18 protein-coding genes are annotated in these 18,633 nt (G+C 55.5%); 15 read left to right on the forward strand and 3 right to left on the reverse strand.

Going from position 1 to position 18,633, the window contains the following annotated elements:
- Nucleotides 1-31: 31 nt before the first annotated feature.
- Nucleotides 32-1,246: an MFS transporter gene (locus ACEPLT_RS08335; protein WP_248214026.1), complete on the reverse strand. Its 1,215-nt coding sequence runs from the start codon at nucleotides 1,244-1,246 to the stop codon at nucleotides 32-34.
- Nucleotides 1,247-1,391: 145 nt separating this feature from the next.
- On the opposite strand from ACEPLT_RS08335, the gene ACEPLT_RS08340 reads away from it, so the two are divergent.
- Nucleotides 1,392-2,294, forward strand: a complete 903-nt coding sequence (locus ACEPLT_RS08340; RefSeq protein ID WP_008500803.1) for a LysR family transcriptional regulator — start codon at nucleotides 1,392-1,394, stop codon at nucleotides 2,292-2,294.
- 46 nt (nucleotides 2,295-2,340) lie between these two features.
- Here ACEPLT_RS08340 and rne read toward each other — a convergent pair whose 3' ends face one another.
- The gene (gene rne, locus ACEPLT_RS08345; RefSeq protein ID WP_059365186.1) at nucleotides 2,341-5,460 is read right to left on the reverse strand and encodes a ribonuclease E; all 3,120 of its coding nucleotides are present in this window, start codon (nucleotides 5,458-5,460) and stop codon (nucleotides 2,341-2,343) included.
- A gap of 572 nt (nucleotides 5,461-6,032) precedes the next feature.
- Here rne and rluC point away from each other — a divergent pair.
- Nucleotides 6,033-6,980 carry a 23S rRNA pseudouridine(955/2504/2580) synthase RluC gene (rluC, locus tag ACEPLT_RS08350; protein WP_032663822.1) on the forward strand — a complete coding sequence of 316 codons (948 nt, stop codon included), beginning with the start codon at nucleotides 6,033-6,035 and terminating at the stop codon, nucleotides 6,978-6,980.
- A 76-nt stretch (nucleotides 6,981-7,056) separates the two neighbouring features.
- On the opposite strand, the gene ACEPLT_RS08355 is transcribed toward rluC, so the two are convergent.
- The gene (locus ACEPLT_RS08355; protein WP_032674530.1) at nucleotides 7,057-7,641 is read right to left on the reverse strand and encodes a Maf family protein; all 585 of its coding nucleotides are present in this window, start codon (nucleotides 7,639-7,641) and stop codon (nucleotides 7,057-7,059) included.
- Between the two features lie 140 nt (nucleotides 7,642-7,781).
- Here ACEPLT_RS08355 and yceD point away from each other — a divergent pair, with 140 nt between their 5' ends.
- The 13 genes from yceD to ACEPLT_RS08420 all read left to right on the forward strand — a co-directional run bounded on the left by yceD (nucleotide 7,782) and on the right by ACEPLT_RS08420 (nucleotide 18,377).
- Nucleotides 7,782-8,303: a 23S rRNA accumulation protein YceD gene (gene yceD, locus ACEPLT_RS08360; protein WP_021240759.1), complete on the forward strand. Its 522-nt coding sequence runs from the start codon at nucleotides 7,782-7,784 to the stop codon at nucleotides 8,301-8,303.
- Between the two features lie 16 nt (nucleotides 8,304-8,319).
- On the forward strand, nucleotides 8,320-8,493 hold the full coding sequence (gene rpmF / locus ACEPLT_RS08365; protein ID WP_003857964.1) for a 50S ribosomal protein L32: 174 nt from the start codon (nucleotides 8,320-8,322) through the stop codon (nucleotides 8,491-8,493).
- A gap of 80 nt (nucleotides 8,494-8,573) precedes the next feature.
- Nucleotides 8,574-9,608 (forward strand): phosphate acyltransferase PlsX, encoded by a 1,035-nt coding sequence (plsX, locus tag ACEPLT_RS08370; RefSeq protein ID WP_021240758.1) that lies wholly within the window; start codon nucleotides 8,574-8,576, stop codon nucleotides 9,606-9,608.
- Nucleotides 9,609-9,614: 6 nt separating this feature from the next.
- Nucleotides 9,615-10,568 (forward strand): beta-ketoacyl-ACP synthase III, encoded by a 954-nt coding sequence (locus tag ACEPLT_RS08375; protein ID WP_008500797.1) that lies wholly within the window; start codon nucleotides 9,615-9,617, stop codon nucleotides 10,566-10,568.
- 15 nt (nucleotides 10,569-10,583) lie between these two features.
- Entirely contained in the window at nucleotides 10,584-11,513 is a 930-nt protein-coding gene (gene fabD / locus ACEPLT_RS08380) for an ACP S-malonyltransferase (RefSeq protein ID WP_008500796.1), read from the forward strand.
- Between the two features lie 12 nt (nucleotides 11,514-11,525).
- Nucleotides 11,526-12,260: a 3-oxoacyl-ACP reductase FabG gene (fabG, locus tag ACEPLT_RS08385; protein WP_032674533.1), complete on the forward strand. Its 735-nt coding sequence runs from the start codon at nucleotides 11,526-11,528 to the stop codon at nucleotides 12,258-12,260.
- A gap of 154 nt (nucleotides 12,261-12,414) precedes the next feature.
- Entirely contained in the window at nucleotides 12,415-12,651 is a 237-nt protein-coding gene (gene acpP / locus ACEPLT_RS08390) for an acyl carrier protein (protein ID WP_003857954.1), read from the forward strand.
- Between the two features lie 91 nt (nucleotides 12,652-12,742).
- Entirely contained in the window at nucleotides 12,743-13,984 is a 1,242-nt protein-coding gene (gene fabF, locus ACEPLT_RS08395; protein WP_008500794.1) for a beta-ketoacyl-ACP synthase II, read from the forward strand.
- 121 nt (nucleotides 13,985-14,105) lie between these two features.
- Nucleotides 14,106-14,915, forward strand: a complete 810-nt coding sequence (pabC, locus tag ACEPLT_RS08400; protein ID WP_032651330.1) for an aminodeoxychorismate lyase — start codon at nucleotides 14,106-14,108, stop codon at nucleotides 14,913-14,915.
- A 2-nt stretch (nucleotides 14,916-14,917) separates the two neighbouring features.
- Entirely contained in the window at nucleotides 14,918-15,940 is a 1,023-nt protein-coding gene (yceG, locus tag ACEPLT_RS08405) for a cell division protein YceG (RefSeq protein ID WP_025911808.1), read from the forward strand.
- Entirely contained in the window at nucleotides 15,930-16,571 is a 642-nt protein-coding gene (tmk, locus tag ACEPLT_RS08410; protein WP_008500791.1) for a dTMP kinase, read from the forward strand. The genes yceG and tmk overlap by 11 nt, the downstream gene beginning before the upstream one ends.
- Nucleotides 16,568-17,572: a DNA polymerase III subunit delta' gene (holB, locus tag ACEPLT_RS08415; RefSeq protein ID WP_008500790.1), complete on the forward strand. Its 1,005-nt coding sequence runs from the start codon at nucleotides 16,568-16,570 to the stop codon at nucleotides 17,570-17,572. Before tmk ends, holB begins: the two co-directional genes overlap by 4 nt.
- A 10-nt stretch (nucleotides 17,573-17,582) precedes the next feature.
- Nucleotides 17,583-18,377, forward strand: a complete 795-nt coding sequence (locus ACEPLT_RS08420) for a metal-dependent hydrolase (protein WP_008500789.1) — start codon at nucleotides 17,583-17,585, stop codon at nucleotides 18,375-18,377.
- Nucleotides 18,378-18,633: the final 256 nt, after the last annotated feature.

An 18,633-nucleotide genomic window follows, 5' to 3' on the forward strand; every position in this document is an offset into this window, starting at 1 on the left:
CTGCCCAATCCGTCTGGATTGGGCATTTTTTTTATGCGACTTCTGCTGTTACTGAGGCGACACGCGCGCTTTCTATCAGACGGATGACCAGCGCAATGACGCCACAGACGGTGGCCAGTGCGACCACACCCGTCCAGCCAGCTAGCGAGTAGATATTGCTGCCTAACGCGGACCCCAGCGCCATCCCGATAAAGACGACCGTAAAGAGCAGGGCGTTGAGACGACCACGCGCCTGCGGTTCAAGGCTGTACACCAGGTTCTGATGGGCGACCAGGCTGGACTGCAGGCCCAGGTCGAACCCGACGGCAGAGATGGCGATCAGCATCAGCTGTCCATGAACGCCCAGCGCGGGCATCAGGAACATCAGGGCGAAAGAGACGGTCACAAGAACGGCACCAAGCTGCGTGACTTTTCCTGCCCCCAGTTTGTCCGCCAGACCCCCCGCCAGTGGGGCAGCTAACGCACCCGCGGCACCGGCAATACCAAAACCACCTGCGACGGCACTACCCAGGTGATAGCGTTCCAGCAGCATGACCGCAAGCGTTGACCAGAAGGCGCTAAAGGCAATCGACAGGAAACCCTGAGCCAGCGCCGCGCGGCGCAGCGCCGGGTAGCGACGCCACAGGTGTTCCATCGAGCGCATCAGCGCGGGGTAGCTCAGCGTGGAGTGAATGGCAAAACGGGGAAGTACAAACCACATCATTACCCCGATGAACGCAATGCTCGCCGCTGCCAGCTGGTACATGACGCGCCAGCCAAACGCTTCGCCCACCACGCCGCTCACGGTTCTGGATAATAAGATACCCATCAGCAGCCCGGTCATTACTGTACCTACGGTTTTTCCCTGTTTGCCTTCCGGCGCAAGAATGGCCGCGGCAGGGACGATATCCTGTGCCATGGTGGCGGCCATGCCGATAAGCAGGCTTGCCAGCAGCAGGGAATGGATCTGCCCGGTCAGGCTACAGCCGAGAAGAAACAGCGCCAGCGCCGCGCTTTTGATCAAAATTAACGTCCTGCGGTCGTGGCGATCGCCCAGAGGAAGCAGGAACAGGATGCCAAGCGCGTAGCCTGCCTGCGTTAATGTTGGCACCAGGCCCATACCTTCAATACTCAAATGCAGGTCGGCACCCATCAGCGGCAGCAGGGGCTGCGCGTAATAGATTGATGCCACGCTGAAGCCAGCCCCCAGAGTCAGCATAAAGATCACCCAGCGGCTTACAGCATGGGAAGTCGTTGTTGTGTTCATAATTTGTTCCTCATTCATCGTGTGAGGCTATTTTTTATCAGTACGCCTTGCGACGGTAGCGGGCCCGGTGGTAAAACGCTTATACGTTGAACGTATAAATGAAAATGCGATGAAAAGAGTTGAGCGTATAGACAGGGTAGAGCTAATGCGGACGTTTGTCCGCATTGTCGAGGCGGGTTCGCTCTCAGCGGCGGCGCGACAGCTGGCAACAACCCAGGCCACGGTAAGCCGACGGTTGCAGTCGCTTGAAACCATGCTGGGCGTGCGCCTGTTGTTGCGCACCACCCACACGACGCGGCTAACGGATGACGGCGAGCGCTGCTATCAGCACGCCCGTCGGGTGATTGACAGCTGGCTGGCGCTGGAGGATGAGGTAGGGCAGACGGAAGATGAGCCTGTAGGCGTGCTGCGGGTGCGGGCGCCGCACGCGTTTGGTCAGGATCAGCTTCTGAAACCCGTAACCGAATTTTTGCAACGCTATCCGCAGCTTTCGATTGAGTGGATGCTCAACGATCGGTCGGCGGATTTCCTCGGCGACAACCTTGACTGTGCTATTCGGGTGGGCGTGGAGGTCGATCCGGCAACCGTATCCGTACTGCTGGCGGAGGTGCCGCGCTCGGTGGTGGCTTCTCCGGCACTGCTGGCCCGCTTCCCGGCGGTGAATACGCCGGAGGATTTGCAGCAGTTTCCCTGGATAGCCATCAGCTCTTTCTACCAGCGCCACGTGGAGCTTTTTCACGATGCCTCGTCCGCCACCGCGCGGATTGCTATTACGCCACGGCTCAGCACCGACAGCCTGTATGTCGCACGCAATACGGCACTTACCGGCCTTGGCGTGGCCGTGGTATCCAGCTGGACGGTACAGGACGATATTCGGGAAGGGCGACTGGTGCATTTGCTGCCCGAGTGGCAGCCCGCGGCGCTACCGGTACATCTGGTTTATCCCTGGTCCCGTTATTATCCGGCACGCCTGCGGCGATTTCTGGAGTTGATGCGGCAGGTCATGCCGGAGGTGACCGGGATGAGAAAGCCTGTTCAGCAGCCATAAAAAAGCCGACCCAAGGGTCGGCTTTTTACTTTAGTGTCGTTTGTCGTTATTCGACAGACTGTGGACGCGTTGCCGGTGCAGTCGCCTGATGCGTTGCACTATGACCACCGGCTGCGCCTTTACCTTCGAAGCTGAAGGCCGGGCGAACCCAGTCGCTGTGACGCGGCGCTTCAGGCACGTAATCCGGCGCCGGGGCGCGGGTCATTGGTGCTGTCGCTACGTGGGCAGCGGCTGGCGCAGAAACAACCGGCTCAGGCTTCACTTCTGGCGCTTTTGGCTCTTCAACAAGCGGTTCAACCTGAATCTCAACGTCCTGAACGACCTCTTCAGCGGTGGTTTCGTCGAGAGTTTCAGCGGCTTCTTCTACCGCGGCTACAGGTTCAGCCTCTTCAGCAATTTCCTCAGCCACCACGACATCTTCTTCAGCAATAAGCTGCGGTGCGGCATCAACCGGCGCGGCAATCACTTCCGGATGCGTGGTTTCGACGTCCGCGGCCTGAGGTGCTTCAGTTTCAACAACCTGAGGTTCAACCACGGTTGCCGTTTCAGTCACGACCTCTTCTACCGCTGCTACAGGTGCAATGACCTCTTCCGTTACCGGCTGTTCTTCAACAACCTGCTCCGGGCGAGCAACAGGGTAGCGGATCCAGACTTTGCCGGAAGCCATTTCTGGTGAAGCACAGGCAACGGTCAGCGGCATTGGAGACTGAGTCGGGTACCGCTCGTCACGATAGCGACGACGGCGCTGACCGCTGACGCGCAGATGACGTGGGGAACGACGTGAACGGCGCGGCATACCGGCGTTATCACGGTTTTCACCGTTTTCATCCTGCTCAATATTGTTATCAACGACCGCTGGCAGGTCAACTTTTGCCAGCTGCGTACCGGTTGCGCTCTCGCGAGTTTCAACCGCAACGTTTGCTGTCTCTTCGGTTGCTTCAGAGGCGAAGCGGACTTTCTGAGCAAGCTGGCGCTGCTTACGGCGCGGCATGACCTGAGTACGTTCTTCCTGCTCGCCGTCCTGCTGCTCAACAGGCTCTTCGCGGTTCAGGTTTTTTACTTCCTGCTGTGCCTGACGCTTCTCGTCGTTACGACGACGGTTGCGTTCACGGCGCGGCTGCTGGTCGTCACGCTGTTTGCTCTTCTCAGACTCATCGCCCGCCTGCTGGCGAATTTCACGATCTTCAACATTCTGCTGCTGTTTCTCGCGACGGTTGCGACGGTTGTCTTCGCGTTGCTCACGGCCTTCGTTATTGTCAGAGCGGTTGTCACGGTTGTCACGACGCTCGTTGCGCTCATTACGATCGCTACGGTCATTACGGTCGCGGCGGTTGTTCTGACGCTTACGGCGGTCCTGCTGACGTTCAGGCTTGGCCGCTTTTGGCTCTTCTTTCGGCTGCTCTGGCTGAACTTCCTCACCGGCAAACATCTTCTTCAGCGCGCCGAAGAAGCGGCTCAGCAGACCCGGCTGCGCAGGCTGGGCTTTCGCGGCCGTCGCTTCTGGTTTCTGCGCCGCAGGTTTGGCCGCTGGTTTTTCCAGGGCGGCTTCCGGTGGGGCTTCTGGCATGATGAAGGTCGCTAACGCAGGCTGCTCTGGCAGCTTACGCTCTGCTGGCTCGTCATCAGATGGCAGGGCCATCTCTTCTTCGTGCAGCTTCGGCAGCAGGTAGCTGAGCGTTGACGTCTCTTCGCCTTTACGGACACGCAGCACGTGGTAGTGCGGGGTTTCCATCTGATCGTTTGGCACGATGATGCAGCGAACACCACCCTGACGTGCTTCAATGGCACTGACCGCAGCACGTTTTTCGTTCAACAGGTAGGACGCAATTGGCACAGGCACAATCGCGTGAACCTCTTTGGTATTCTCTTTCAGCGCTTCTTCTTCAATCAGACGCAGGATAGAGAGGGACAGCGATTCGTTATCACGCACTGTACCGGTGCCGGAGCAGCGTGGGCAGACGTGATGGCTGGACTCACCCAGCGATGGGCTCAGACGCTGACGGGACATCTCCAGCAGGCCAAAGCGTGAGATATGGCTAATCTGAATACGCGCACGATCCTGACGCACCGCTTCGCGCAGACGGTTTTCTACCGCACGCTGGTGACGAACAGGGGTCATGTCGATGAAGTCGATAACAATCAGACCACCCAGGTCGCGCAGGCGGAGCTGGCGGGCGATTTCATCAGCGGCTTCAAGGTTGGTGTTGAAAGCGGTCTCTTCGATGTCGCCGCCGCGGGTTGCACGCGCGGAGTTGATGTCGATAGCGGTCAGCGCTTCAGTGGTATCGATAACGATAGAACCGCCGGATGGCAGACGCACTTCACGCTGGAAGGCGGACTCAATCTGGGATTCGATCTGATAGTGGCTGAACAGCGGGATTTCACCGGTATACAGCTTAATTTTGCTGGTGAAATCCGGACGGCCCAGCGCGGCGATGTGCTGGCGCGCCAGCTCAAGCACTTTCGGGTTATCGATCAGAATCTCACCGATGTCCTGACGCAGGTAGTCACGGAAGGCACGCACGATCACATTGCTTTCCTGGTGGATCAGGAACGGAGCAGGGCGGCTTTCCGCTGCTTTCTGGATGGCTTCCCAGTGTTTCAAACGGAAGCTGAGGTCCCACTGCAGCGCTTCGGCGGATTTCCCGACGCCTGCGGTACGCACGATAAGCCCCATGCCGTCAGGCAGTTCAAGGCTTGCCAGCGCTTCTTTCAGCTCGGTACGGTCATCACCTTCGATACGGCGAGAGATACCACCCGCACGCGGGTTGTTTGGCATCAGCACCAGATAGCTCCCCGCCAGGCTGATAAAGGTTGTCAGTGCGGCACCTTTGTTGCCACGCTCTTCTTTATCAATCTGAACGATAACTTCCTGACCTTCACGCAGAACATCTTTGATGTTTGGGCGGCCATGGGCGTTGTAGTTTGCAGGGAAATATTCGCGGGCGATTTCTTTCAGAGGGAGGAAACCATGACGCTCAGCACCGTAATCGACAAATGCAGCTTCAAGGCTTGGTTCAATGCGGGTGATTTTGCCTTTGTAAATGTTCGCTTTTTTCTGTTCGTGTCCAGGACTTTCGATATCCAGATCGTACAGGCGCTGCCCATCCACAAGGGCGACACGCAACTCTTCTTGCTGAGTTGCGTTGATTAACATTCTTTTCATCGTAACTTACTCGTTATTCTTACATTGACGACAAAGCTGCGGGCAAGGTGACGCTTTCCGGGGTATGAACCGATGGCCTCGTGTCTGTTCACGTCGCCAACCTCACGGTTGTCGCTCGCTTAAGAGGCGCAGAGTGTCGGTTGCCTGTGTTTCATACGGAAACACAGCGCAATTATCAGGGGAATTGCCTGGGTAGAACTCTCCAGAGAACAATCCTTATACCGGGAAGTACTGCAACCCGCAGCCCGCTAACTGCCTGAAAGATCAATACGTCTTACGCCATTGCTGCGTGGATGATCGGTCAGACAAAATTGGTCATTCCGTCGACATCCTTACAAAACCCGGATTTAACGCGGAAAACGACCTCATTATTCCACTGCTCGCCGGGTTATAGCAAGATGACTTTTACCAATTATCACCCGGTTACTCACAGTTTCTTCACCTCAAGGTGGTGATTGGTTTAATAACCACCAAATCGATTGCGTGAAACGGGGCGCAGGCCGGATAAAAGTAAATATAAGCATAGAAAAATGAGTGGCGCTAATGGCTGACGATATTTAGAATCGCCAACCATGAAAACAGAGACTCCAGCCGTAAAAATGGTTGCCATCGCCGAAGATGAAGCGGGGCAACGTATCGATAACTTCTTGCGCACCCAGTTGAAAGGGGTGCCAAAGAGCATGATTTACCGCATCCTGCGTAAGGGCGAAGTGCGGGTGAACAAAAAACGCGTGAAGCCCGAGTACAAACTCGAGGCGGGCGATGAAGTGCGTATTCCGCCGGTGCGCGTGGCAGAGCGTGAAGAAGAGACCGTTTCACCGAAGCTACAGAAAGTGGCGGCCCTGAGCGATGTCATCCTTTACGAAGATGACCACATTCTGGTGCTGAATAAACCGTCAGGAACGGCAGTCCATGGCGGTAGCGGCCTGAGCTTCGGTGTGATTGAAGGGCTCCGCGCCCTGCGCCCGGAAGCGCGTTTCCTTGAACTGGTTCACCGTCTTGACCGTGACACCTCTGGCGTGCTGCTGGTAGCGAAAAAACGTTCTGCGCTGCGTTCCCTGCATGAACAGCTGCGTGAAAAAGGGATGCAGAAAGACTACCTGGCGCTGGTGCGCGGCCAATGGCAGTCCCATGTAAAAGTGGTGCAGGCGCCGCTGCTGAAGAACATTCTGCAAAGCGGCGAGCGTATTGTCCGCGTCAGCCAGGAAGGGAAACCGTCTGAGACGCGCTTTAAGGTTGAAGAGCGCTATGAGTTTGCCACGCTGGTGCGCTGCAGTCCGGTGACCGGTCGTACCCACCAGATCCGCGTACATACGCAGTTTGCAGGGCACCCCATCGCGTTTGATGACCGCTATGGCGACCGCGAGTTTGATAAGCAGCTGACGGGAACGGGGCTATCGCGTCTGTTCCTGCATGCGGCAGCGCTGAAGTTTACCCACCCAAATACCGGTGAAGTCATCCGTATTGAAGCGCCGCTGGATGAGCAGTTGAAACGCTGCCTGAAGGTTCTGCGCGGCTGATTTTGCCCGTCGGCGCTGCGCTTGCACGGGTCTACGGTTTTGTAGGCCGGGTAAGCGCAGCGCCACCCGGCGAAGGTCACATCGTCAGCGGATTACACTCTTCTCGCCGTAACATCTGACACAAGGCAATCAGCGGTAACCCCACCAGGGTGTTCGGATCCCGACCGTCCAGCTTGTCGAACAGCGCAATCCCAAGCCCCTCACTTTTAAAGCTCCCCGCGCAGTCCAGCGGGCGCTCACGACGCACATAATCCATAATCTCTTGCTCGCTGAGATGGCGGAAGTGTACGTCGAACGGCTCACACTCTGTTTGCAGATGGCCAGACGCGGCGTTATAGAGAGCGAGGCCCGTATAGAAGGTCACGATAGTACCGCGCGCGCGCAGAAGCTGCTGGCAGGCATTTTCCTCTGTATGCGGCTTGCCGGTGATTTCGCCGTCCAGCACGCAAACCTGATCCGAGCCTATAATCAAATGCGAAGGATAGCGTGCGGCCAGCGACTGCGCTTTCTCCTTAGCAAGACGCGTCACCAGATGGCGCGGTGACTCGCCCGGCTGTGGCGTCTCATCCACGTCTGGTGCAGCGCATTCAAACGGGATCCCGAGCTTTTCCAGCAGCATTCGGCGGTAGGGAGACGTGGAAGCAAGGACGAGATTTGGCATATTTTTATCACCAGATATAGCGTATCGATGCCAGCCATTTTAAACTACAGGCCGCAATGTGTGCGAATAATTGGCAAAAGGCAGCTCTGGTTGCCTTTTTCTTTGACTCTATGACGTTACAAAGTTAATATGCGCGCCCTATGCAAAAGGTAAAATTACCCCTGACTCTTGATCCGGTACGTACGGCTCAAAAACGCCTCGATTACGAAGGTATCTATACTTCCGATCAGGCTGAGCGTATTGCCGAATCCGTAGTCAGTGTGGACAGTGATGTAGAATGCTCCATGTCGTTCGCTATCGACAACCAGCGCCTCGCCGTGTTAACCGGTGATGCAAAGGTGACGGTAACGCTCGAGTGTCAGCGTTGCGGGAAACCGTTTGTACAGCATGTTCACACAACGTATTGTTTCAGTCCGGTTCGTTCTGACGAACAGGCTGAAGCACTCCCGGAAGCGTATGAGCCGATTGAGGTTAACGAATTCGGTGAAATCGATCTTCTGGCTCTGGTTGAAGATGAAATCATCCTCTCCTTGCCAGTCGTTCCGGTGCATGATTCTGAACACTGTGAAGTGTCCGAGGCGGACATGGTCTTTGGGGAACTGCCTGATGAAGCGCAAAAACCAAACCCATTTGCCGTATTAGCCAGCTTAAAGCGTAAGTAATTGAGGAGTAAGGTCCATGGCCGTACAACAGAATAAACCAACCCGTTCCAAACGTGGCATGCGTCGTTCCCATGACGCGCTGACTGCAGTTACCAGCCTGTCTGTAGACAAGACTTCTGGTGAGAAACACCTGCGTCACCACATCACCGCTGACGGTTTCTACCGCGGCCGCAAGGTTATCACTAAGTAATCACGCGTCAGCGTGATTAGGCTTAGTGAGGAGCTCCCCGTGCAAACGGGGAACTTACCGAACCAGGCTGCGACGATACCTTGACACGTCTAACCCTGGCGTTAGATGTCATGGGGGGAGATTTTGGCCCTTCCGTGACAGTGCCTGCAGCATTGCAGGCACTGAATTCTAATTCGCAACTCACTCTTCTTTTAGTCGGCAATCCCGACGCAATCACGCCATTACTTGCAAAAGCTGACTTTGAACAACGTTCACGTCTGCAGATTATTCCTGCGCAGTCAGTTATTGCCAGTGATGCCCGACCCTCGCAGGCGATTCGCAACAGCCGCGGCAGCTCGATGCGGATAGCGCTGGAGCTGGTGAAAGAAGGACGAGCCCAGGCTTGCGTCAGCGCGGGTAATACCGGCGCGCTGATGGGACTGGCGAAATTGTTGCTTAAACCGATTGACGGTATTGAGCGCCCGGCGCTGGTGACGGTGTTGCCGCATCAGCAGAAGGGCAAGACGGTGGTGCTTGATTTGGGCGCGAACGTCGATTGTGATAGTACAATGCTGGCTCAGTTTGCCGTAATGGGATCGGTGCTGGCAGAAGAAGTGGTCGGGATCAACACTCCCCGTGTTGCGTTACTGAACATTGGTGAAGAAGAGACCAAAGGCCTGGACAGCATTCGCGAAGCAGCTGAATTGCTCAAACAGGTTCCCTCCATCAACTATATTGGTTATCTCGAAGCCAATGAGTTGTTGACGGGTAAAACGGATGTTCTGGTCTGCGATGGCTTCACCGGAAACGTAACGTTGAAGACCATGGAAGGGGTCGTGCGGATGTTTCTTTCTCTGCTGAAATCACAGGGAGAGGGCAAAAAAAGCGCCTGGTGGCTGATTTTATTGAAGCGTTGGTTACAAAAGAGCCTGACGCGGCGATTCAGTCACCTCAACCCCGACCAGTATAATGGCGCCTGTCTGTTAGGATTGCGCGGCATCGTGATTAAGAGTCATGGCGCCGCCAATCAGCGAGCATTTTCTGTCGCCATTGAACAGGCAGTGCAGGCGGTGCAGCGACAAGTCCCTCAGCGGATTGCCGCTCGCCTGGAATCTGTATTAGCTAAAAGTGACTGAGCGTACATGTATACGAAGATTTTAGGTACCGGCAGCTACCTGCCAAAACAAGTGCGTACCAACGCCGATCTGGAAAAAATGGTAGATACGTCTGACGAGTGGATTGTCACGCGCACAGGTATCCGTGAACGTCGTATCGCCGCGCCAGACGAAACCGTGTCCACCATGGGTTACGAAGCCGCACAGCGTGCTATCGAGATGGCGGGCATTGATAAAGAACAGATCGGTTTGATCGTGGTGGCCACGACGTCTGCTACACATGCTTTCCCAAGCGCGGCATGCCAGGTGCAGAATATGCTCGGCATTAAAGGTTGCCCGGCGTTTGACGTTGCCGCTGCGTGCGCAGGTTTTACCTATGCGCTGAGCGTTGCCGATCAGTACGTGAAGTCCGGAGCCGTCAAATATGCGCTGGTGATCGGTGCTGACGTGCTGGCGCGTACCTGCGATCCAACCGATCGCGGAACGATCATTATTTTTGGTGATGGTGCGGGCGCGGTGCTGCTGGGGCAGTCCGAAGAGCCGGGTATCATCTCTACGCATCTGCATGCTGATGGCAGCTACGGTGAGCTTTTGACCCTGCCTAACGCCGATCGCGTTAATCCGGACAACTCGATTTACCTGACCATGGCAGGGAACGAGGTGTTCAAGGTGGCGGTGACTGAGCTTGCGCACATTGTTGATGAAACGCTGGAAGCGAATAACCTTGAGCGCTCCGCGCTCGACTGGCTGGTGCCGCATCAGGCGAACCTGCGTATCATCAGCGCGACCGCGAAAAAGCTGGGCATGTCGATGGATAACGTTGTGGTGACGCTGGATCGCCACGGCAACACCTCTGCGGCGTCAGTACCGTGCGCATTTGATGAAGCGGTACGCGACGGGCGAATCAAACGGGGCCAGCTGGTCTTGCTTGAAGCCTTCGGTGGCGGGTTCACCTGGGGTTCCGCGCTGGTTCGTTTCTAGGATAAGGAATAAAAAATGACGCAATTTGCTTTTGTGTTCCCGGGTCAGGGCTCTCAAACCGTTGGGATGTTGTCTGAAATGGCAGCACACTATCCGGTCATTGAAGAGACTTTCCGTGAAGCTTCTGATGCACTGGGTTATGATTTATGGGCGCTGACCCAGCAGGGTCCGGCCGAAGAACTGAACAAAACCTGGCAGACACAGCCAGCGCTGCTGACAGCGTCCGTTGCGCTGTGGCGTGTCTGGCAGCAGCAGGGCGGTAAAGCGCCAGCGCTGCTCGCGGGCCATAGTCTGGGTGAATACTCAGCGCTGGTCTGTGCCGGTGTGATCGCGTTTGCTGACGCCGTACGTCTGGTGGAACTGCGCGGTAAATTCATGCAGGAAGCGGTGCCAGAAGGCACAGGAGGCATGTCTGCTATCATCGGTCTGGATGATGCTGCGATTGCAAAAGCGTGTGAAGAATCTGCTGAAGGGCAGGTGGTTTCACCGGTTAACTTCAACTCGCCGGGCCAGGTGGTTATCGCTGGTCATAAAGAAGCGGTTGAGCGTGCCGGTGCTGCCTGTAAAGCTGCTGGCGCGAAACGTGCGCTGCCGCTGCCGGTCAGCGTGCCGTCCCACTGTGCGTTAATGAAGCCAGCCGCCGAGAAACTGGCGGTTGAGCTGGAAAAAATTACGTTTAACGCACCGACGATTGCCGTTGTGAACAACGTCGATGTGAAATGCGAAACCGCGCCGGAAGCTATCCGCGACGCACTGGTTCGCCAGCTCTACAGCCCGGTACAGTGGACCAAAACCGTTGAGTTTATGGCCGCTCAGGGCGTTGAGCATCTGTATGAAGTCGGCCCAGGGAAAGTCCTCACCGGTCTGACGAAACGTATTGTTGACACCCTGACAGCCTCGGCGATTAACGAGCCGGAAGCGATGTCAGCGGCACTCTCGCAATAAAAGAGGAATACCATGAGTTTTGAAGGAAAAATCGCCCTGGTGACTGGCGCAAGCCGCGGTATCGGGCGCGCAATTGCTGAAACACTGGTTGCGCGCGGCGCGAAGGTGATTGGTACAGCAACCAGCGAGAAGGGCGCTCAGGCCATCAGCGAGTATCTGGGTGCGAACGGTAAAGGTCTGGTACTGAATGTGACCGAACCAGCATCTATCGAATCTGTTCTGGAAAATATTCGCGCAGAGTTTGGTGAAGTGGATATTCTGGTCAATAATGCCGGGATCACTCGCGACAACCTTCTGATGCGAATGAAAGATGACGAGTGGAACGATATTATCGAAACCAACCTGTCATCTGTATTCCGTCTGTCAAAAGCGGTAATGCGCGCTATGATGAAAAAGCGTCATGGTCGTATTATCACTGTTGGTTCTGTGGTTGGTACCATGGGAAATGCTGGTCAGGCTAACTACGCTGCGGCGAAAGCAGGTCTGATCGGTTTCAGTAAATCGCTGGCGCGTGAAGTCGCGTCCCGCGGGATTACTGTAAACGTTGTTGCTCCGGGCTTTATTGAAACGGACATGACGCGTGCGCTGACCGATGAGCAGCGTGCGGGTACACTGGCGGCAGTTCCGGCGGGTCGTCTTGGCGACCCTAAAGAAATCGCCAGTGCGGTTGCATTTTTAGCCTCTGACGAAGCGGGTTACATCACTGGTGAGACCCTCCACGTCAACGGCGGGATGTACATGGTTTAATCACGATCGAAAATATTTGCGTTATTAGGGCAAATGGCCTCAAAATAACGTAAAATCGTGGTAAGACCTGCCGGGATTTAGTTGCAAATTTTTCAACATTTTATACACTACGAAAACCATCGCGAAAGCGAGTTTTGATAGGAAATTTAAGAGTATGAGCACTATCGAAGAACGCGTTAAGAAAATTATCGGCGAACAGCTGGGCGTTAAGCAGGAAGAAGTTGTGAACTCCGCTTCCTTCGTTGAAGACCTGGGCGCAGATTCTCTTGACACCGTTGAGCTGGTAATGGCTCTGGAAGAAGAGTTTGATACTGAGATTCCGGACGAAGAAGCTGAGAAAATCACCACCGTTCAGGCTGCCATTGATTACATCAACGGCCACCAGGCGTAAGTGAACATCTCCAGGCGGTCATTCGACCGCCTGAGTTTTATCTTTTTTAGTCCCACGAATCTCTTTTTTTATCCCTCCCTGGAGGACAAACGTGTCTAAGCGTCGTGTAGTTGTGACCGGACTTGGCATGTTGTCTCCTGTCGGCAATACCGTAGAGTCCACCTGGAAAGCTCTCCTTGCCGGTCAGAGCGGCATCAGCCTAATCGACCATTTCGATACTAGCGCCTATGCAACGAAATTTGCTGGCTTAGTAAAGGATTTTAACTGTGAAGAGATCATCTCGCGCAAAGAACAGCGCAAGATGGATGCCTTCATTCAATATGGAATTGTCGCTGGCGTTCAGGCCATGCAGGATTCTGGCCTTGAGATTACGGAAGAGAACGCAACCCGTATCGGCGCTGCTATCGGCTCCGGGATTGGCGGTCTTGGCCTGATCGAGGAAAACCATACATCGCTGATGAATGGCGGACCGCGTAAGATCAGCCCGTTCTTCGTTCCGTCCACGATTGTTAACATGGTGGCAGGTCACCTGACCATTATGTTCGGCCTGCGTGGGCCAAGCATTTCTATCGCTACCGCGTGTACGTCTGGCGTGCATAACATCGGCCAGGCCGCGCGTATCATTGCGTACGGCGATGCAGATGCTATGGTTGCGGGCGGTGCTGAAAAAGCCAGTACCCCATTGGGTGTCGGTGGCTTTGGTGCAGCGCGTGCGCTTTCTACCCGTAACGATAATCCTCAGGCGGCGAGCCGTCCGTGGGATAAAGACCGCGATGGTTTCGTGTTGGGTGACGGCGCAGGTATGCTCGTGCTGGAAGAGTACGAACATGCGAAAAAACGCGGTGCGAAAATTTATGCTGAAGTCGTTGGCTTTGGTATGAGCAGCGATGCTTATCACATGACCTCTCCTCCGGAGAACGGTGCGGGTGCTGCGCTGGCGATGGAAAACGCGATCCGTGATGCGGGTATTACCCCAGCGCAGATTGGCTACGTTAACGCTCACGGTACCTCTACGCCAGCAGGCGACAAAGCTGAAGCGCAGGCTGTGAAGTCTATCTTCGGCGAGTCTGCCAGCCGCGTACTGGTTAGCTCCACGAAATCTATGACCGGTCACCTGCTGGGTGCTGCGGGTGCAGTAGAGTCCATCTACTCTATCCTTGCGCTGCGCGATCAGGCTGTTCCGCCAACCATCAACCTGGATAACCCGGATGAAGGTTGCGATCTGGACTTCGTTCCTCATGAAGCGCGCCAGGTTAGCGGTATGGAGTACACCCTGTGTAACTCCTTCGGCTTTGGCGGCACGAATGGTTCTCTGATCTTCAAAAAGGTCTGAGCCTGACGGCCCGAAAGCTATAAAAAAAGGTCCGCTTGCCGGGCCTTTTTTATTAAGCCTAATCTTCTTGTCGGTTGCATGGCATCCTGCCAGACTAAACGCCCACGCATAAGGAGCCACCATGTTTTTAATTAATGGCCTTGAGCAAGACACGCTGCCGGCAAGCGACAGGGCGACGCAGTTTGGCGATGGCTGCTTTACGACTGCGCGTATTCTGGAAGGCGACGTGTGCTTGCTTGATGCACACCTCCGCCGTTTACAAGACGCCTGCCAGACGTTACTGATCCCTTTTACGCAGTGGGAAATTCTTGAACATGAGATGCGTCAGCTGGCGTCAGGTAAAACCAGCGGTGTCTTAAAAGTTATCATTAGCCGAGGCAGCGGTGGGCGGGGGTACAGTGGTACCGCCTGTCAGCATCCAACACGTATTCTCTCTGTTTCAGCTTATCCTGCTCACTATGCGCGCTGGCGTGAAGAGGGCGTGACGTTGACGCTGAGCCCGGTGCGGCTGGGGCGAAACCCGATGCTTGCCGGACTAAAACATCTTAACCGCCTTGAACAGGTGCTTATTCGTACTCATCTTGAACAGACGGACGCCGATGAGGCGCTAGTCCTTGACAGCGAAGGGTTCATTACGGAATGCTGTGCGGCTAATTTACTCTGGCGGAAGGGCCGTGAGGTCTTCACCCCTTCGCTGGTGCAGGCTGGCGTTAACGGCATCATGCGCCAGTTTTGTTTGCAACAGCTGGCACATGCAGGCTTTCGCGTTGTCGAAGTAAACGCGAAGGAAGAGGCGCTGCTGTCCGCCGATGAAGTTGTGATCTGCAATGCGTTGATGCCTGTTATCGCCGTCCGTGCGTATGACCAACAGCGCTGGTCTTCGCGCGAGCTGTTCCAGTTTTTAGCCCCGATATGTGAGCAAACCAGATAGTCATGAAGAAAATGTTGCGTTTTGTCCTTCTCCTTATTATTGCGCTGGGCATTGCTGGCGGAGCGGGAGTATGGAAAGTCCGCCAGCTGGCGAACAGTAAAATCTTGATTAAAGACGAGACGATTTTTACCCTGAAAGCCGGTACCGGGCGGATGGCGCTGGGCGAGCAGCTTTACGGGGATAAAATCATTAACCGTCCTCGTGTGTTCCAGTGGTTATTGCGTATTGAGCCTGACCTATCTCACTTCAAGGCCGGTACCTACCGCTTTACGCCCGGCATGACCGTCAGGGAGATGCTGCAACTGCTGGAAAGCGGTAAAGAAGCCCAGTTCCCGCTGCGTTTTGTCGAAGGGATGCGCCTGAGCGATTACCTCAAACAGCTGCGCGATGCGCCGTATATCAAACATACCCTGAAGGACGACAGCTACCAGACGGTGGCCGACGTGCTCAAGTTTGAGCATCCTGAATGGGTGGAAGGCTGGTTCTGGCCAGATACCTGGATGTATACCGCAGGCACGACCGATGTGGCGATTCTGAAGCGGGCGCACAAAAAAATGGTCGCCGCCGTGGATGCCGCCTGGGAAGGGCGAATGGATGGTTTACCTTATAAAGATCAAAATCAGTTTGTTACCATGGCCTCGATTATCGAAAAAGAGACCGCCGTTGCTGCTGAACGCGATCGGGTGGCGTCAGTATTTATCAATCGTCTGCGCATTGGTATGCGCCTGCAAACCGACCCTACCGTCATCTACGGCATGGGAGAGAACTATACGGGCAAGATTTCCAGAAAAGATCTGGAAACGCCAACGGCGTATAATACCTACGTGATTAGCGGTTTACCGCCTGGCCCGATTGCCACGCCGAGCGAGGCTTCTCTCAAAGCCGCCGCGCACCCGGCGAAAACACCGTATCTCTATTTTGTGGCTGATGGAAAAGGGGGGCATACCTTTAACACCAACCTTGCCAGCCACAATCGCTCTGTTCAGGACTATCTGAAGGCACTTAAGGAAAAAAATGCGCAGTAAATACATTGTCATTGAGGGACTCGAAGGGGCGGGTAAAACCACTGCCCGCAACGTAGTGGTGGACACGCTGAAATCGCTTGGCGTCGCCGACATGGTCTTCACCCGCGAGCCGGGCGGTACACAACTTGCGGAGAAACTGCGCAGCCTGGTGCTGGATATTAAATCCGTTGGCGACGAAGTTATCACTGACAAAGCCGAAGTGTTGATGTTCTACGCGGCGCGCGTACAGCTGGTTGAGACGGTGATCAAACCCGCGTTGGCCGAGGGTAAATGGGTGATCGGCGATCGCCACGATCTGTCGACTCAGGCCTACCAGGGCGGGGGACGCGGTATTGACCAGACGATGCTGGCAACGCTGCGCGATGCCGTACTGGGTGATTTTCGCCCCGACCTGACCCTCTATCTGGATGTTACGCCGGAAGTGGGCCTCAAACGCGCCCGCGCGCGCGGCGAGCTGGACCGCATTGAACAAGAGTCCTTTGATTTCTTTAACCGCACCCGTGCGCGCTATCTTGAGCTGGCGGCACAGGATAGCGCTATTCGTACCATCGATGCGACGCAGTCGCTGGATGACGTCACGCACAACATCCAGCAGACCGTTACGCAGTGGGTACAGGAGCAGCAGGCATGAAATGGTATCCATGGTTGCGTCCGCACTTTGAGCAGCTGATCGGCAGCTATCAGGCGGGGCGGGGGCATCATGCGTTACTGATTCAGGCATTGCCAGGGATGGGGGATGAGGCGTTAATTTATGCCCTCACCCGTTTTCTGATGTGCCAGCAGCCGGAAGGGCACAAAAGCTGTGGTAAGTGCCGCGGCTGCCAGCTGATGCAGGCGGGCACACATCCTGACTACTACACCCTTGAGCCTGAGAAGGGCAAGAGCGCGCTGGGTATTGATGCCGTGCGTGAAGTTAGTGAAAAATTGTACGAACATGCGCGTCTGGGTGGCGCTAAGGTCGTCTTGCTCAAAGACGCCACCCTGCTGACCGAGGCGGCGGCTAACGCCCTGCTTAAGACTCTTGAAGAGCCGCCGGAAAAAACGTGGTTTTTCCTCTCGTGCCGCGATCCGGGACGATTGCTGGCGACGTTGCGCAGCCGCTGCCGTCTTCATCACCTTGCGGTGCCTCAGGAATCATGGGCGCTGAGCTGGCTGGAGCGAGAGGTGACAACGTCACCTGAAAGTGCGCTGTCCGCCTTGCGCCTGAGTAGCGGCGCGCCCGCGGCGGCGCTGGCCTTGCTGCAACCTGACGTCTGGTCACAGCGAGAAGCGCTCTGCCGGGCCGTTGAAGCGGCGCTGAATAACAACGACTGGCTAAGCTTACTCCCGACACTTAACAGCGATAGTGCCGTTGAGCGTCTGCACTGGCTGGCCGCGTTGCTGCTGGATGCCCTTAAAATTCAGCAAGGGGCAACGCTGCTGACTAACCCTGACGCGTGGCCACTGGTGAGTACGCTGGCGAACCGCCTCTCCGGCGCGATTCTTCACGCGATGCTTCATGAAGTTTGCCAGAGCCGCGAACAGCTTTTAACCGTGACGGGACTTAATCGCGAGCTTTTACTGACCGACCAGTTACTGCGTATTGAACATTACCTGCAACCCGGCGTCACACCGCCAGTTTCCCATCTCTGAGAGAGACATTATGTTTTTAGTCGACTCACACTGCCATCTTGATGGCCTGGATTATCAATCCCTGCATAAAAACGTGGATGACGTGCTGGAAAAAGCCGCTGCCCGCGATGTGAAATTCTGCCTTGCGGTGGCGACGACGCTGCCGGGTTATCGCACCATGCGTGAGCTGGTGGGCGTTCGCGACAACGTGGTGTTCTCCTGCGGCGTGCATCCGCTGAATCAGGACGAGGCGTATGACGTTGAGGAACTGCGCCGACTGGCAGCAGAAGAGGGCGTGGTGGCGATGGGGGAGACCGGCCTGGACTATTTTTACACGCCGGAAACGAAACCGCGGCAGCAGGAGTCCTTCCGCCATCATATCCGCATTGGCCGCGAACTGAACAAGCCGGTCATTGTGCATACCCGCGATGCGCGTGCCGACACCCTGGCGATCCTTCGGGAAGAAAACGTGACGGATTGCGGTGGCGTACTACACTGTTTCACAGAAGACAGAGAAACGGCGGGTAAACTGCTTGATTTAGGGTTTTATATTTCGTTTTCCGGGATCGTGACGTTCCGTAACGCTGAGCAGCTCCGGGATGCCGCGCGTTATGTTCCGCTCGATCGCATTCTGGTGGAGACAGACTCTCCGTATCTGGCCCCGGTACCGCATCGCGGTAAAGAGAACCAACCGGCGATGACGCGAGACGTGGCTGAGTACATGGCCGTACTGAAGGGCGTCAGCATCGAAGAGCTGGCCCGCGTGACCACGGAAAACTTCTCAACGCTGTTCCATATTGACCCCGCCCGCCTGCAATCTGTCTGATACACCTGTTTTTTTTAGGCTCGTAATTAATAAATAAAACGAGTAAAGTTCACCGCCTCATTTGGGGCGGTGAGGGTGTTTTTAGACACATCCGGACATGCTTTTTGTAAATAACTGAAAGTTTTTCGACCGCCTTAAGCTGAAACGTGATAGCCGTCAAACAAACTCAGAGGGAATTATTTTACTCTGTGTAATAAATAAAGGGCGCTTAGATGTCCTGTCCACGGCACGGTACTCCCCCCGGGCCAATGCGTGA

The organism is Enterobacter sp. fkY84-1, assembly GCF_052974705.1.